The following is a 14,798-nucleotide window of genomic DNA, read 5'->3' as shown; positions in this document are numbered from 1 at the left end:
GACCCGACGAAGATCGTGGAAATCGTCGAGATCGGCAAACAACTGCTGATCACTCGCGGCGCGCTGACGACGTTCTCGATCGCCAACGACATCGCCAAGTACTTCGCCATCCTCCCCGCGATGTTCGGGCCCATCTATCCGGGCCTGTCCCGGCTCAACGTCATGGGCCTGCACTCGCCGCTCTCCGCCATCCTCTCCGCCGTCATCTTCAACGCCGTCGTCATCGTCGCGTTGATCCCGCTCGCCCTGCGCGGCGTGCGCTTCCGGCCCTCCAGCGCATCCAAGCTGCTCGCCCGCAACCTGTGGGTGTACGGCCTCGGCGGCGTGATCGTGCCCTTCGTGGCCATCAAGCTGATCGACCTCGTCGTCCAGTTCATCCCAGGAATATGATCATGAACCGTCTTCCACGGTGGCTCGCCCACCACGTGGCCGCCCTGCGGGTCGTCGTGGTGCTCACCCTCGCCCTCGGCCTGCTCTATCCACTCGCGATGACCGGCATCGCTCAAGCGGTCTTCGGCCGCGGAGCCGGCGGCTCCCTTGTGGAGAAGGACGGGAAGATCGCCGGCAGCGAACTCGTCGGTCAGTCCTTCACGGGCACGGACGGCGAACCGATCAAGCGATACTTCCAGAGCCGTCCCTCGGCCGCCGGCGACGGCTACGACCCGGGCGCGACCGGGGCGGGCAACCAGGGCTCGGAGAGCGTCGTCGACGTGCTTCCCGACCCGGCCGACCCCGAGTCGGGCAAGCTCAGCCTGCTCACCCAGGTCTGCGCGCGGAGCAAGGCCGTCGGTGAGTTGGAACAGGTCAGCGGTGCCCGGCCGTACTGCACCTCCGATGGCGTGGGCGCCGTACTTGGCGTGTTCCGCGAGCAGGGCCTGAGCGGTCGGGCGACCCGCGTGGTCAGCCTGAACCAGGCCTGCCCGGCCACTCCCTTCCTCGCCGCCTACGAAGGCGTCGCCGTGGAGTGCGCCAAGCCGGGCGACGACTACAGCAAGGCGCTCGTGGTCCCCGTCCGCGGCGACGCGCCCGCCCACCCCGCGGTGCCCGCCGACGCGGTAACCGCGAGCGGCAGCGGCCTCGACCCGCACATCTCCCCCGCGTACGCCGATCTCCAGGCCCCCCGCGTCGCCAGGGAGCGCGGCCTCAGCCTGGACAGGGTCGAGGACGTCATCAAGCAGAACACCACCGGCCGTGCGCTCGGCTTCCTCGGGGAGCCCGGCGTGAACGTGCTGACGCTCAACCTCGCGCTGGACCGGGAGTCCTGATCATGTACGGCTGGCTGCAAGCGTTGTTCGTCCTCACCCTCCTGGTGGTCCTCCACGTCCCCGTGGGCGACTACATGGCCCGCACCCTGGACGGCGGCCGCCACCTCGCCATCGAGCGCCGCCTCTATCGGATCTGCGGCATCGATCCCGACCGTGAGCAGGACTGGCGCCACTATCTGCTGGCGCTGATGGCCTTCTCCGTGCTCGGCATCGCGGCCCTGTTCGCGCTGCTGACTCTCCAGGGTTCCCTTCCGTGGTCGCTCGGCCACCCCGGCATGTCATGGGAGCTGGCGCTGCACACCGCGGTCAGCTTCACGACCAACACGAGCTGGCAGAACTACGCCGGCGAGGCCACGACGGGCCACCTGGCCGTCATGGCCGGGCTCGGTGTGCAGGGCTTCGCCTCCGCGGCCGTCGGCATGTGCGTCGGCCTCGCACTCATCCGCGGCCTGGTCAGGCGGGGCGGCACGGAGATCGGCAACTTCTGGGTCGATCTGGTCCGCAGCGTCTTCCGTGTCCTGCTGCCGCTGGCGGTCCTCTTCGGAATCGTGCTGATCTGCATGGGCGTCCAGCAGAATCTGGACGGCGCGCAGGCCGTGAACACGGTGGCGGGCGGCACGCAGACCCTGATCGGCGGCCCCGTCGGCTCCTGGGAGCCGGTCAAGCTCATGACCGGAGACGGCGGCGGCTTCTTCAACGCCAGCAGCGCCCACCCGTTCGAGAACCCCTCGTCGCTGAGCGACTCCCTCGAGATCCTGATCATGCTGATCGTCCCGACGGCCTTCATCAGGACCTTCGGCCGGATGGCCGGCAACCTCAGGCTGGGCTGGACCATGTTGACCGTGGTCGGCATCCTGTTCGGCCTGCTGCTCATCGCCGGCAACCTCGCCCAGGCCGCCCACACGGGCACGGTCGCACAGGCGGTGGGCGCCCAGACGGAAGGTACCGAGACCCGCTTCGGCATCCCCGCGAGCACGCTCTTCGGCGTCTCCGCGACGGCGTCCGCCGACGGCGCGCTCAACGCCTCCTACGACAGCTTCTCCAGTCTCGGCGGCGGAGTCCTGCTCGCGGCCATGATGCTGGGCGAGATCGCTCCCGGCGGCACGGGCAGTGGCCTGTACGGCCTGATCATGGTCGTGCTGGTGGCCATCTTCCTGGGCGGTCTCATGGTGGGCCGTACGCCGGAGTTCTTGGGCAAGCGCATCGGCTTCACCGAGATGCGCTTCGTGGTGCTCTACTCTCTGGTCTCGCCCACCCTCATCCTCGCCTTCACCGGCCTGGCTGTAGGTCTCCCGGCAGGAGTGTCCTCGATGGGCAACGTGGGGGCCCACGGTCTCACCGAGGTGTTGTACGCCTACACCAGCAACGTCAACAGCAACGGCAGCGCCATGGCCGGGCTGAACGGCAACACGATGTTCTACAACCTCACGATGACCGCGGCCATGTTCATCGGGCGATACCTGCCGATTGCCTTCGTCCTGGCCCTGGCCGGCAGCCTCGTGCGACAGCAACCCCAGGCGGTGACCGCCGGCACGCTGCGCACCCAAGGCGTCAGCTTCGTGGCCCTGGCCACGGGCGTGGCGCTGATCGTCGCGCTGCTCAACTTCCTGCCCGCGCTCTCCCTCGGCCCCCTCGCCGACGGCCTGCTCGGTTAGCCCGGTCCGTGCGCCGGACCCCGTCCGGCGCACGGTTTGGCGATCTTGGCCAGTTGCTCGACCAGCCGGCCACGTGTGATCAGTACAGCCGGGGTGTGGGTGGGCCGTATCGCAGCCAGACGCACCGCGTACGCCGAGCATCTCGTGGGATTCAACGCCTGGGAATTCTGGTGGGATTGAGCCTTCTGGGAAGATCGGAACGTGCCCAGTCGCGTGGAACGCTACCTCGCCCACCTGGACCACCTGTCCGGTGGCGTGGAGCCCCTCTTCCAGCCCATCGAGTCCACCAAGCCGGGACTCAAGCGCATCGCCGTGATGATCTACAAGGACCTTCCTGAGCCCGGCTACATCACCGGATTCACCTATGGGCTGTCGCTCGGCGATCACCCCGACTGGCGCCTTGGCCGCCCGGAACTCTGCATCAGCGTCCGCTCCGACAAAATCGACTGGCCCCTGGCCGTGGGATGGCTGGCAGAGAGCCTGCGCGGGCAGTGCCCGTTCAGCTACGGCGACACGCTCCGTCTCGGCGGGCCCGTAAGCGAGGAGACGGCGATGACCGGATTTGTGATCTTCGCCCCTGCGGTCCTCGACCGAGAAGACTTCCTCGGCATCGACGTCAGCCCAAACAAGCACGAGGGCCACGATCTCATCAACATCGCGGGCTGCTATCCGATCCACCAGGTGGAATCGCAGTTCATCCGAGAAAACGGCCTCGAAGCGTTCTGGACGTCGGACTGGGACATGTACGACGTGACCCGGCCGCCGGCCGTTTGACCGCGGTCACGATCTCAGGGGTCGATCCTCACCGGTATGTGCGGCCCCACGCAGCGGCTGAACAGGGGGCTATTCGGTTTTCGTCTCGGTGCTGAGCGACGGCGGCGTGGGTCGACTGCGGCTTCCGCCCGGTTGGTCGTCATCTGGGCCCTAAGGGGCAGTCGGCCCTGCTCGGGGGGTTCATGGGAGACTGCACTGCTGTGACGCCCGTGCTTGACCTCGCCGGAATCTTCGTGTTCGCCCTGTCTGGAGCGCTGCAGGGAGTGCACAAGAAACTCGACGTGATCGGCATGGCGGTGCTCGCGTTCTTCACCTCCGTCGGCGGCGGCGTCATACGTGACCTGTTCATCGGCGTGCAGCCCGCCGCCTTCCGGGATGCGGGATATCTCCTCGTGCCGGTCGCAGCCACCGTGATCGCCTTCTTCTGGCATCCGCAGGTCGAGCGGGCGATGCCCGGGGTGCTGGTCTTCGACGCGGCGGGCCTCGGCCTGTTCTGCGCGGTCGGGACCACCAAGGCCATGTACTTCGGCCTCGCGCCGGTGCACGCCGTGTTCCTCGGGGTCTGCACGGCGGTCGGCGGCGGCGTCATCCGCGACATCCTGTCCGGCGAGATGCCGACCCTGCTCTACGACCGCCAGCTTTACGCCGTGCCGGCGATGCTCGGCTCGACGGCTATGGCCGTGCTGTACACGCTGGGCGTGCGGGGGTTCGTCGCCACCCTGTCCTCGGCCGTGCTCGCCTTCGCGTTCCGCATTCTCGCGATGCGGTACGGCTGGCGCGCCCCGCTGGCCAGGGGCATGAACTGAGGCCCTGGGCTACGACGACAAAGAGCTCTTTCGTCCTGCTTCTGACGGCTTGATCACGGTCTGATCCGCCGCCGCGGCGGGTACCAAAGAGGCAACCAGGCAACGGCTGTGCGCGGCCGGCCTCTGCGGGGTCGCGACGGTTACCGGTTGGTCAGTAGATCCCGGTCTTGTCCCAGAAGCCACAGTCATGGACGTCATCAAAGCTTTTCGATGTCATCCTGGGCTCAGGAAGCGTCAGAGACATGTAGTCGTCCTGTTCTGGCGTGTACCGCGGCCATTCTGCTTCCCGTTCGGCGGCGAGTCCCGCCGTGGACCAGTAGTTCACCATTTTCGCGGAGAGCTTGGCCTGGAGCCGATTCAGTTCGACGGGTTCACCGGCTCCGCCGTGGAATCCAGGGAAGAGGTACGCGAGCTCGAACGTGTGAGCCGCCCCCATTGCGAACGTTGTGGGTTCCAGATAAGACGGTGCCGTTCGGTCGGCGAATTCATAGGCGTAGGTAGGGGTTTTATCGAATACCCAACGGTTGATCGCCCGTCCGGGACAGGCGAAGGCCATGTCGGTCAGTGCCGCACTGAATGCCTCGCTGGGATTGCTGTACTCATCGAGCGGATACTCCTTGAGGGCCTGTTGAGTCAGGGCCGGGCTTCCGATCAACGTCTCCAGTCTGCGGGGATAATCCTCGGCGGTCAGTGGCGCACCGCTCACGTTCTCGGGGAACGCCGCGAAGAAGGACCCTTCGTCGCGGGTATTTCCATCGATCAAGGTGACCCGGTTGAACTTCCCGGATTTCAGGGATTCGCTCGGCTGCATGGGAATGATGTTCCCGTCGATGATGACCTGCTTGTGCAAGTAGGGAGTCTGCAGCGCGAGGACCTTGTCGAGAGGAAGGTTGCGCAGGCACTCCGCGCCGCCGTTCTCACAACCGGCCGCCTTCGCGAAATCAGTTCCCTTCCGCTCCGCGAAGTCGAGTGGCCTCGGTGCCGCGAAGGCCGGGAACTTCGTCGCGATCACGGCGCCGCTCATGGCGATCGCGTGCTGGAACTTACCCGCCGACTGCGGCGACACGACGTGAGCGAGCACGTTGGCGCCGCCGGACGACTCGCCGGCGACCGTGACGTCGCCAGGATCGCCCCCGAAGGCTGAGATGTTGCGCTGCACCCAGTCCAGGGCCAACTGCTGATCCATCAGCCCGTAATTGGCGAACGGGTGCCCCTCGCCATCGAGTGACGGATGGGCGAAGTAACCGAGCAGACCCAGGCGATAGTTGATGGTCACTACGACGGTCTCACCGTCCATGGCGAGCTTGCGTGCGTCGTAGTCGCGGTTCGCCCCCACCCACATGGATCCGCCGTGAATCCACACGAGCACGGGCAGCTTCTTCTTGCTTTGTGACGCCTTCTTGCTCACGAAGACATTGAGGTTGAGGCAGTCTTCGGCTCCGCCCGGCCGTCCGAAGACACCGAGATCCGCGTTCTGCGGGCAATAGTTGCCGTACTTCGTCGCATCCAACGTCGTCGTCCATGGCCGGGGCCGCTGGGGCGGTTTCCAGCGGAGGTTCCCGACGGGTGGCGCCGCATAGGGGATGCCGAGGTAGGCACGCATGTTGTCTTGGTCAGTTCCCCGCAGCGGCCCGCTGTCGATTCGCAGCTCTGCCGGTGGCGCCGAACGCTCGGCGGCACAGGCTGTTCCAGTCGTGAGGCACAAACCAATGCCGACTGTCGCTGCCAAAGTCCTCGCGAGTCTTCTCATTCCGGTCAGATCCAATCCGTCTTTCGTTTCCGGCATCACCGGCATAGACGAGAGTCACCCGGTGCCGGCGGCAACTGCGCCAGGGCCCAGCGCGCGCGAGCCGAGTCGCAATCGGTAGCCGCCGGCCCGGGCCTGTGAAGGTCCGCCACGCTCGTCGAGCACGATGACCCCGTGGCCGGTGCGATCAGGCCCTGCGTTGCGCCGAGGGAGCAGCAGAATTACAGGTACCTGTAACTGTAAGATGCAGTTACCTGCTTCTGCAAGAGGAGAGGAGTGCCGTGCCGGACTCAGCGTTCGACCGACGACCAGCGCCCAGCGAGGGTGACATCGACGACATACTCGTCTGGACCGTGATCCGCGTGGGCCGGCGGGTGGAACGGATGGTCACGGACCGCCTGGCCGTCCATGGACTGACCCCGGTGCAGTTCGGGATGCTGGCCTATCTGGGTGCCCGGCCCGGCATGAACCAGTCCGAACTAGCTCGGGCGCTCCAGATCCGCCCGCAGAGCGCGCGCGACGCGGTCACCGCGATGATCGACCGAGGGCTGCTCCACCGCACCGGTCCCGAGGGTCGCGGACGGCGCTCGGGGATGCAGCTCGCCGACGAGGGGCACGCGCTGCTCGCCCGCGCCTGGCCGGTGGTCGCCGGAATCGACGCCGCGACTGTCGGGCTGGCGCCCGGCGACGATGTCACGCTCAACCGGTTGCTGCACACCGTGCTCGACGCCCCGGCGCACCCGTCCAGACCAGCGCCGACCGCCGGATGATTTTCGTCAGTGCAGCCGCAGCCGGTTGCACGGAAACCGACGCTCCGCTTCGGAGGGTGCGAGGTCGAGCGCCGATCGGTGGTGATCGGTCGCCTCCTGCGCACGGCCCGCGAGGACAGCAGCCGTTCGTGACCCCGGTAGTCTGATAGACAGCGGTCACCCCCTCTGTGGGTGCCGCGCGGCGGTGGGGCCCGCCGTACCCGAACCGCGGCAGGTGATGCCGCCAACGGTCCCTACCTGGTGTCGAATGCGCCTGCGCGCGCACACGGGTAGGAGGTGGACGGATGGATGCACCCCAGCCGGAGTTGGCGGGTGAGCCCATCGATTCCGATGTCGAATTCTCGGTCCCGGTATGGCGGCGGGAACTGTGGCACGGTCAGGGGCCGGTGGTCGCCGTGGTCGCGGCCGGTGGTGCCATCGGGGCGTGTGCCCGTTACGGGGCGTCGCTGTTGTGGCCGCCTCTGCCAGGCGCGTTTCCCTGGACGACGCTGCTCGTCAACCTCACCGGTTGCGCGGTCATCGGGGTGTTCATGGTGGTGATCACCGAGTTGTGGGCGGCACACCGCCTGGTGCGTCCCTTCTTCGGCACCGGGATCCTGGGCGGCTACACCACCTTTTCCACATACGCCGTCGATATCCAGCGTCTCGTGGCGTCCGGGCACGCCGGGACGGGGCTCGCCTATCTGGCACTGACATTGCTCACGGCTCTGGCGGCGGTCTGGGCGGCTGCCAGGATGACGCGCCGGTTCATCGGATGGAGAGCAAGATGACCAGTCTGACCGGGACGGCACTACGGCTGACGATCTTCATCGGCGAAAGCGACCTGTGGCACCACAAGCCGCTGTCGAGTGAGATCGTGCACCGGGCACACAAGGCCGGCCTCGCGGGAGTGAGTGTGTTTCGGGGCGTGGAGGGCTATGGAGCCTCCTCTCGGATCCACACCACACGGCTGCTGTCGCTGAGCGAGGATCTCCCCGTTGTCATTGTGATCGTGGACGCCGCCGAACCGATCCGTGCGTTCCTGCCGCAACTCGACGAGTTGGTCGGTGAGGGCCTGGCGATCCTGGACGAGGTCGAGGTCGTCCGCCACGTGGGCAGAGAGGCCGCTAGGTGAGCTGGCTGCTGGTCATCGCCGGCGCCATCGTGGGCGCACCTTTGCGGTATCTGACCGACCGGGCGATTCAAGCCAGGCACGACACCGTCTTTCCCTGGGGAACCTTCACCGTCAACGTCATCGGCTGCATGATCCTCGGCGTACTGACCGGCGCGGTTGCCGCGGGAGCCGCCTCGTCCTCTCTGAACCTGTTGCTGGGCACAGGGCTGTGCGGAGCCCTGACCACATACTCGACGTTCTCCTATGAGACGCTGCGGCTGGCCGAGACCGGTGCGCGTTTCTTCGCCGCCGCCAATGTCATCGCCAGCGTGGTCGCCGGCCTCGGAGCGGCATTCATCGGCGCCGCACTGGCGCAGGCCATCTGGCAATGAGTGAGCGCATCCCGCGCGGACGCACACACTTCACCCACCGGATCTTCCCATCGCCGTCGGGGCGGTTCAGTCGAGGGACCGCGCAGGTTCCCATCCTCAGCAGGGAATTGTGACGACCAGGGATGTCCCGCTTCCCACCGGGCTGGTGATCTCCATTTCGCCGCCGATCACCGCTACGCGGTCCTTGAGGCCGATGAGCCCCGAGCCGTTGCGGGGGTCGGCTCCGCCGATTCCGTCGTCACGGATGCATAGCCGTACGGCCGTGTCGTCGACGGTGAGGTCAATGTGAACTATTGAGGCCTTTGCATGCTTGGCCGCGTTCGTGAGTGCTTCCGAAACGACGTAATAGACACCGGCTTCGACGCGCTCGGGTTGCGGGCCGACATCGCTTACGTTCAGCTCGACCGGCACGGAGGAGCGGCGCGCGAGCATCTTGAGGGCCGGGCAGAGGCCCCCTTTGGACAGCATCGCCGGGTGCAGGCCACGGGAGAGCTCCTGAAGATCGTCGGCAGCGCCGGCCAGACCTTCAACCGTGTGAGACAGGAGGGCCTTGAGGTAGGGCGGCGCCATGGCTTCGGCCTTTCGCAGCTCCAGCCCGAGCGTGACAAGACGTTGCTGTGCTCCGTCGTGCAGGTCACGCTCGATACGGCGGCGGGACTCATCAGCGGCCGCGATGATGCGGGCACGGGAGGCGGTGAGCTCGGCTCTGCTCTCCGCATTGGCGATCGCGGTCCCGAGGAGTTCGGTGAACTTCATCATGCGCTCCTCGATCGCCTCGGGTTGCGGATCCTCTGCGCGCGAAAAGACGATCATCACGCCCCACAGCTGGTTCTCCACCATGATCGGGCTACCGACCACTGACCCCAGCGCCCAGTCGCGGGCGCGCCTGAGGAACTCGCCGGCATCCTCGTCGCAGGTAGTGAGCCGCGCCGGTTTCCCGGTTTGCCACACCATCCTCGCCACAGGCATGTCTTCGATCGGCCAGCGCGAGCCAAGCGGCACGAAATGGTCCCGGCCGCCATGATCATCCCAGTGGCTGAGCATGGTCAGCGTGCCGTCGGCCTCGAACCGATTCATGTCGGTGTATCGCGTGCCCATGATGCGGCCCATCTCCCGGGTGACCGCGTTGAACACCTCGGATGGGTTGGTGCCGCCGGCGACCAGCGTCGCGATGCGCCGGAGCGCGGCCTGTTCCTCTGCGACGGCCTCGCGGTCGCGTGCCGCGGCCAGCAGGGCCCGCAGCGACGGCACCACCTGCCGGCGCAGCCGCAGCATCGTCGGCTTCGGCAGATCGGTGGGGATCAGGAGGGTGGCGATCTGAGTGGCTCCGTCGCGCAGCGGGAGCGCCGCATAGCGCGCGTCGGCGGCGACTACCGCCTGCTCGATCGCCGCGTAGCGCAGTTCGAGCGCCCGAGCCAGGCACTGGGCGGCTGCCGGCAGTGCCGTACGCAGGTCCTCCGCACGCAGCAGCAGGTGGGCGAGGTCGGCGGCGAGGTCGGCCGTGCGGCGCTGCTCTTCGGCCTCCACCGCCCGTGACCGGGCCAGGTCCCCGACGAAGCCGGCCAGCAGCGCGGCGGCGAGAAAGACCAAGATCGTCACCAATTCCCCGCTACCGGTCAGCGTCCACCGATAGAAGGGCGGCAGGTGAAAGTACTCATAGGCAACGGCGCTGGCCACAGCCGTCGCCAGTCCAGGCCCCCGGCCGAATACGGTCGAGATCAGCAGCACCGCGAGCAGATAAACGACGCCGAGCGAATTCGAGGGCACAAACTGCCGGAGCGGGAAGAGCAGCAGGGTCACCGCGGCGACGCATGCGGCGCCGGCCAAGACACCGACCGTCCGGGATGGAGTCTGGCGCAGCAGCAGCGACGGCAGCCTCGCTTGCACTAACCCATTGTATTCCGGTGTGTACCGTGCGGAGATTCCATGGTCGCGGGCGAGCCCGGTGGCCGCGAGTCGACACATCAGTAGCTGCCCAGGGCCCGCTTATGCGGCATCGGCCATGCTGGCGAGTGTGCTCTCCGATGGGGAGCCGAGCTTGGCCTGGGCCACGAAGAGGAGGTAGCCGGAAGCATCCTCGATGGGGAATTTCTGGCGCCAGAGACGCAGGTCGCCGAATTCTCTGTGGCGCAAGGGCCATGATGCCTGCGTTGTGACGCCCGCATCATGGCGTGCCCAGAGTCGGCGGAAGTCCTCGCTGTTGTCTGCCAGTTCCTCGATGAGCTTGTGCACAGAGGGGTCCGGGACCACTACCGTCATGGTGCGCAAATGAGCGACCTTGAAGGCGGCCTCCCCCTCCCAATTCACGAAGAGCTCACGGGACTGCGGATTGAGGAAGGTGAACCGAACCAGGTTGTCGATGTACTCGTACCCTCTCCATAAGGCGGTGGACAGCCGGTTGCGGACGAGGACATCCAAGCGGTGGTTCACCACTAATGCCGGTGCGTGCGTCCAATGCTCCATCAACCGGACCACGTCCGGGGCGACGGGCCGATGAGTGCGCTCTTGATGGCACGCTCGGGGGCGCGCGAGATCGTGGAGATGCGCGGTAGCGGCCGCGTCGAGGCGGAAGACTCGTGCCAGGGCGTCGATGACCTGCTCCGACGGATGGCGCTGTCTGCCCTGCTCCAGTCGCGTGTAGTAATCGCTGCTGACTCCGGCCAGCAACGCCACCTCCTCGCGGCGCAGGCCCGGCGTCCGGCGCCGGGAATTCATGCAGGACATTCCGGCCTCGGCCGGGGTCATGAGCCGTCGTCTCGCCCTGAGGAACTCTCCGAACGGACTCTTCGTGCACATGTCGTCCTCCTACCGCGCGAAGCTCTGGGGGAAGGGAAGCGACTCTGACTTACTCCCCGGATGATCATCCACCACCGCAACGTCTCCGCTGATCGCCGCCACCGAGATCAGGACTGAGCCGCGATCTCGAACCGGCCGGCAGAAGGGATCGTCGCGATCCCGGCTTGCCCCTTCCTGCGGATACGGTCCCTATCAGGATTCCGCCGCACAGGCTCCCCGTCGCCGAGGGCAGCACGGAATCCCATGGTGAAGGCAGCGTCCATCACCGACCCCGCAAGCATGACCTCCCGTCATCCTGCTAGCTGGAATGACTGGTGCCTCCGTGATCTCATCAAGACGGGCAAGACGGTCCGGCCCAATCAAGGTGGCGTTCCATTCGGCGGCGGACCTTTTCAGGCGGATCGATATCACCTTGGGTGTCTGACTATTTTCTGCTCACTTTTCATGATGTGAGCGATCTTGTCAATATTTCTTTTGAGTGTTACCAATATCAAGTTGGACGCTGCCAATGACCCGTCACGTCCCATTCTGGAGGCATGTGTGTCGCCGTCTCATCGATTACGCATCGTCATCGCCGCGTTAGCCGCAGCCTCACTCGCCGTTCCCCTTGCCGGGACCGCGCAAGGCGAATCGAAGCAGGAGCAGCGGAAACTCCCGGCCGTCCACGGAGATGGGCACGGCAAGCCGGATAAGGACAACAGGAGGGGCCGAGTGGCGCCCCCGCCCTCGCCGAAGAAGCCCTCTAATGCGACCGTGCGATGGAACAACCTCGGCACACCCGCTCTCGTCACCTCGCAAGCGCCCCTCGCCGAAGGGCTCCCCGCCGACCCCGCACAGGCCGCACGCGACTACCTGAAGGCCAACACCAGCCTTTTCGGCCTGCAGGCCGAAGCCGTCGACGCACTGGAGACGGTCGCGGTCAACCCGATCGGCGAGGGACATGTCGTGCTCCTGCGGCAGAGATTCGGCGATCTGCCCGCCGGCTACGACGGCCTCGCGTCCATCGGCGTGAACGAAGGCAAGGTCGTGTACGCCTCATCGACACTGTCGAGAGCCACACAGACGCCTCCCGCCGCGGCCATCACCGAGCAGCAGGCACTTGAGGCCGCGGCCGCGGACGGCGAGATCGACCTGAGCGCCGCCTCGACCAAGCAGGTCGAAGAGGTGGCCGTCCCCGCCGCCGACGGCGTGCACCGCGCCTACCAGGTCACGCTGATCGACGAGGGGCACGACGCCGAGGACGAGCCCACCGCGTACACCACCTACGTCGACGCCGCCACCGGCGAGATCCTGCTCAGGGAGAACCTGGTCGATCACTTCGATCCCGATGGTCCGTCATGGTCGGTTTTCCCGGCCAACCCGCCGGCGGACTACTCCTCCAAGGACACGCGCCAGACCTGGTGCGTCAGCCCCGGGCGAGGGTGCGACTACGTCGTCGGCGGGGATCCCGCCACCGGCAAGGCCTGGGACGTCGACCACAGCACGGACACGCCGACGAACACCAGCCTCGGCAACGCGGCACGCACCTTCGAGAACCGCGCCAACGGGTCCTCCTCGTCGGTCGGCACCCGCACCAACATCCTCACCCCGAGCCGGAACTACGACTTCCCCTGGCAGAACCAGTGGTTCAAGGCGAAGTGCGACCCGGCCGCGTTCGACCAGCCCGGCGAGGCGGATCTCGAGGCCGCGATCAGCAACCTCAACGCGATGCACAACCGCATGCACGACTGGTCGTACCGCCTGGGCTTCACCGAGACCGCCTGGAACATGCAGGCGAGCAATGGTGAACGCGGCGGCCTCGGCGGCGACCCCGAGCGCGGGAACGCCCAGGCGGGCGCCAGGGTCCTGTCGGTCAGGAACAACGCCAACCAGATCACCCCGGTGGACGGCGTCGCCCCGATCACCAACATGTACCTGTGGCAGCCGCAGGCCGGTGCGTTCTACGCGCCGTGCGTCGACGGCGACTACGACATGTCCGTCATCGGGCACGAGTTCACCCACGCCATCTCCAACCGCATGGTGGCCGGGCCGAACGCGGGACTCAGCGGAGCCCAGGCCGGAGCGATGGGCGAAAGCATCTCCGACCTGTTCGCCATGGAGTACCTCTTCGAGAACGGCTTCCGGCCGCGCGGCGACACGCCGTACGTGACGGGCGGCTACGTCACCGGCGACCCCGAGCGGGGCATCCGCAACTACGACATGTCGAAGTCACCGCTGAACTACAGCGACATCGCCTACGACCTGGTCGGCCAGCAGGTGCACGCGGACGGTGAGATCTGGTCGGCCACCCAGTTCGACGTGCGCGACGCGTTCATCGACAGGTACGGCAAGGGCTCGTCCAAGGACCAGCAGGCCTGCGCCGAAGGCAGGAAGTCACTCGAGAAGTGCCCGGGCAACCGGCGATGGGTCCAGTTGCACTTCGACGCGTTCCTGCTCACGGCCGCCGGCAACCTCAGCATGGTCGACATGCGGGACGCGATGCTCGCCGCGGACAGGATCCGCTTCGGCGGCGCCAACCAGGACATCATGTGGAAGGCGTTCGCGGAGCACGGCCTCGGCGATGGCGCGGCCAGCAACGGGACGGCCGACCCCGACCCCACGCCCAGCTTCGCCTCCCCGGACGGCGGCAACGCGACGCTGACCCTGGACCCGGCGGGGGAAGCCGCTGACGCGCCCGTCCGGCTGTACGTGGGCGACTACGAGGGCCGCGCGGTCCCGATCGCGGACACGGATCCGGTCACCGCCCTCGGCGCGACCTTCCAGATCGTGCCCGGCTCCTACTCCTTCGTCGCGGCGGGTCCCGGCTTCGGCCACAAGCGGTTCACGTCCACGGTGAAGAAGAACCAGGTCAGGGACTTGCGCGTGGAGATGTCCCGCAACTACGCCTCAGCCGCGGCAGGAGCGGCGGCGACAGGCGACGGAGTCAACCAGGCCAAGCTGATCGACGAGACCGAGGCGACGAACTGGGCATCGCTCACCGCCCCGGTGGCCGGCCGGTCCGTCGTCGTCGACCTGGCGGGCACTCAGGCCGTCCAGATCCGCAAGGTCGCGGTCAGCGCCATGCTCCGTCCGGACACCGGCGACCTCTCCGACCCTGGCGGCCAGAACCGGTTCAGCGCGCTGCGGGCCTTCGAGGTCCTGGCATGTGACTCGACTCACGGGACCGACTGCGCCGACCCGGCGAACTACACCAGGATCTACACCAGTCCCAAGGGAGCCTTCGACACCAGCGTCCCGCGTCCCCGCGGCGGCGATCTGATCATCAAGTCGTTCGACGTCCGCAAGACCAAGGCGACCCACCTGATGCTGCGCACGGTGTCCAGCCAGTGCACCGGAAACCCGCTGTACGCGGGCGAGCAGGACAAGGACCCCAACTCCACTACCGACTGCGCCACCGCCAGCGCGTTCGCCGGTCAGATCCGGGCCGCCGAGTTCCAGGCGTTCTCCCACTGACCCGTCGACCCCATCACGCGGGAAGGGCGGCCCAGACGGCTGGGCCG

Annotated in this window: 13 protein-coding genes and 1 pseudogene; 10 read left to right on the top strand and 4 right to left on the bottom strand. The window is 67.0% G+C overall.

Annotated elements, in window-relative coordinates; all coding sequences use genetic code 11:
• From Pmi06nite_RS36315 to kdpA, 3 genes and pseudogenes are all read left to right on the top strand, one after another.
• Positions 1-390: pseudogene (locus Pmi06nite_RS36315) on the top strand (potassium-transporting ATPase subunit B); the annotation flags it as partial.
• Between the two features lie 2 nt (positions 391-392).
• A complete protein-coding gene (locus Pmi06nite_RS36310) occupies positions 393-1,265 on the top strand; it encodes a potassium-transporting ATPase subunit C (RefSeq protein ID WP_203957746.1) in 873 nt (290 codons plus the stop codon).
• Positions 1,266-1,267: 2 nt separating this feature from the next.
• On the top strand, positions 1,268-2,920 hold the full coding sequence (gene kdpA / locus Pmi06nite_RS36305) for a potassium-transporting ATPase subunit KdpA (protein ID WP_203957745.1): 1,653 nt from the start codon (positions 1,268-1,270) through the stop codon (positions 2,918-2,920).
• Here kdpA and Pmi06nite_RS43255 read toward each other — a convergent pair.
• Positions 2,917-3,045, bottom strand: a complete 129-nt coding sequence (locus Pmi06nite_RS43255; protein ID WP_505882777.1) for a hypothetical protein — start codon at positions 3,043-3,045, stop codon at positions 2,917-2,919. The genes kdpA and Pmi06nite_RS43255 overlap by 4 nt on opposite strands.
• Before the next feature lie 76 nt (positions 3,046-3,121).
• Here Pmi06nite_RS43255 and Pmi06nite_RS36300 point away from each other — a divergent pair, with 76 nt between their 5' ends.
• Positions 3,122-3,694, top strand: coding sequence for a suppressor of fused domain protein (locus tag Pmi06nite_RS36300; protein WP_203957744.1), 573 nt, complete (start codon positions 3,122-3,124; stop codon positions 3,692-3,694).
• A 200-nt stretch (positions 3,695-3,894) separates the two neighbouring features.
• A complete protein-coding gene (locus Pmi06nite_RS36295; protein WP_239114444.1) occupies positions 3,895-4,500 on the top strand; it encodes a trimeric intracellular cation channel family protein in 606 nt (201 codons plus the stop codon).
• Positions 4,501-4,651: 151 nt separating this feature from the next.
• Here the strand turns inward: Pmi06nite_RS36295 and Pmi06nite_RS36290 are convergent, their stop codons facing one another.
• Positions 4,652-6,295 carry a carboxylesterase/lipase family protein gene (locus Pmi06nite_RS36290; protein ID WP_203957742.1) on the bottom strand — a complete coding sequence of 548 codons (1,644 nt, stop codon included), beginning with the start codon at positions 6,293-6,295 and terminating at the stop codon, positions 4,652-4,654.
• 233 nt (positions 6,296-6,528) lie between these two features.
• Here Pmi06nite_RS36290 and Pmi06nite_RS36285 point away from each other — a divergent pair, with 233 nt between their 5' ends.
• The 4 genes from Pmi06nite_RS36285 (at position 6,529) to crcB (Pmi06nite_RS36270) (ending at position 8,502) form a co-directional block, all read left to right on the top strand.
• Positions 6,529-7,017, top strand: coding sequence for a MarR family winged helix-turn-helix transcriptional regulator (locus Pmi06nite_RS36285; protein WP_203957741.1), 489 nt, complete (start codon positions 6,529-6,531; stop codon positions 7,015-7,017).
• A 284-nt stretch (positions 7,018-7,301) separates the two neighbouring features.
• Positions 7,302-7,787: a fluoride efflux transporter CrcB gene (crcB, locus tag Pmi06nite_RS36280; RefSeq protein ID WP_203957740.1), complete on the top strand. Its 486-nt coding sequence runs from the start codon at positions 7,302-7,304 to the stop codon at positions 7,785-7,787.
• Positions 7,784-8,131 (top strand): DUF190 domain-containing protein, encoded by a 348-nt coding sequence (locus Pmi06nite_RS36275; protein ID WP_203957739.1) that lies wholly within the window; start codon positions 7,784-7,786, stop codon positions 8,129-8,131. Before crcB (Pmi06nite_RS36280) ends, Pmi06nite_RS36275 begins: the two co-directional genes overlap by 4 nt.
• Entirely contained in the window at positions 8,128-8,502 is a 375-nt protein-coding gene (crcB, locus tag Pmi06nite_RS36270; protein WP_203957738.1) for a fluoride efflux transporter CrcB, read from the top strand. The genes Pmi06nite_RS36275 and crcB (Pmi06nite_RS36270) overlap by 4 nt, the downstream gene beginning before the upstream one ends.
• Before the next feature lie 96 nt (positions 8,503-8,598).
• Here the strand turns inward: crcB (Pmi06nite_RS36270) and Pmi06nite_RS36265 are convergent, their stop codons facing one another.
• Together Pmi06nite_RS36265 and Pmi06nite_RS36260 are read right to left on the bottom strand one after the other, a co-directional pair.
• Positions 8,599-10,389: a sensor histidine kinase gene (locus Pmi06nite_RS36265; RefSeq protein ID WP_203957737.1), complete on the bottom strand. Its 1,791-nt coding sequence runs from the start codon at positions 10,387-10,389 to the stop codon at positions 8,599-8,601.
• 99 nt (positions 10,390-10,488) lie between these two features.
• Positions 10,489-11,298 (bottom strand): helix-turn-helix transcriptional regulator, encoded by an 810-nt coding sequence (locus Pmi06nite_RS36260; protein ID WP_275409644.1) that lies wholly within the window; start codon positions 11,296-11,298, stop codon positions 10,489-10,491.
• A 753-nt stretch (positions 11,299-12,051) separates the two neighbouring features.
• On the opposite strand from Pmi06nite_RS36260, the gene Pmi06nite_RS36255 reads away from it, so the two are divergent.
• Positions 12,052-14,751 (top strand): M36 family metallopeptidase, encoded by a 2,700-nt coding sequence (locus tag Pmi06nite_RS36255; protein ID WP_239114443.1) that lies wholly within the window; start codon positions 12,052-12,054, stop codon positions 14,749-14,751.
• Positions 14,752-14,798: the final 47 nt, after the last annotated feature.

Source organism: Planotetraspora mira (assembly GCF_016863275.1).
GTDB lineage: Bacteria > Actinomycetota > Actinomycetes > Streptosporangiales > Streptosporangiaceae > Planotetraspora > Planotetraspora mira.
This window is presented reverse-complemented; position numbering and strand designations above follow the sequence as displayed.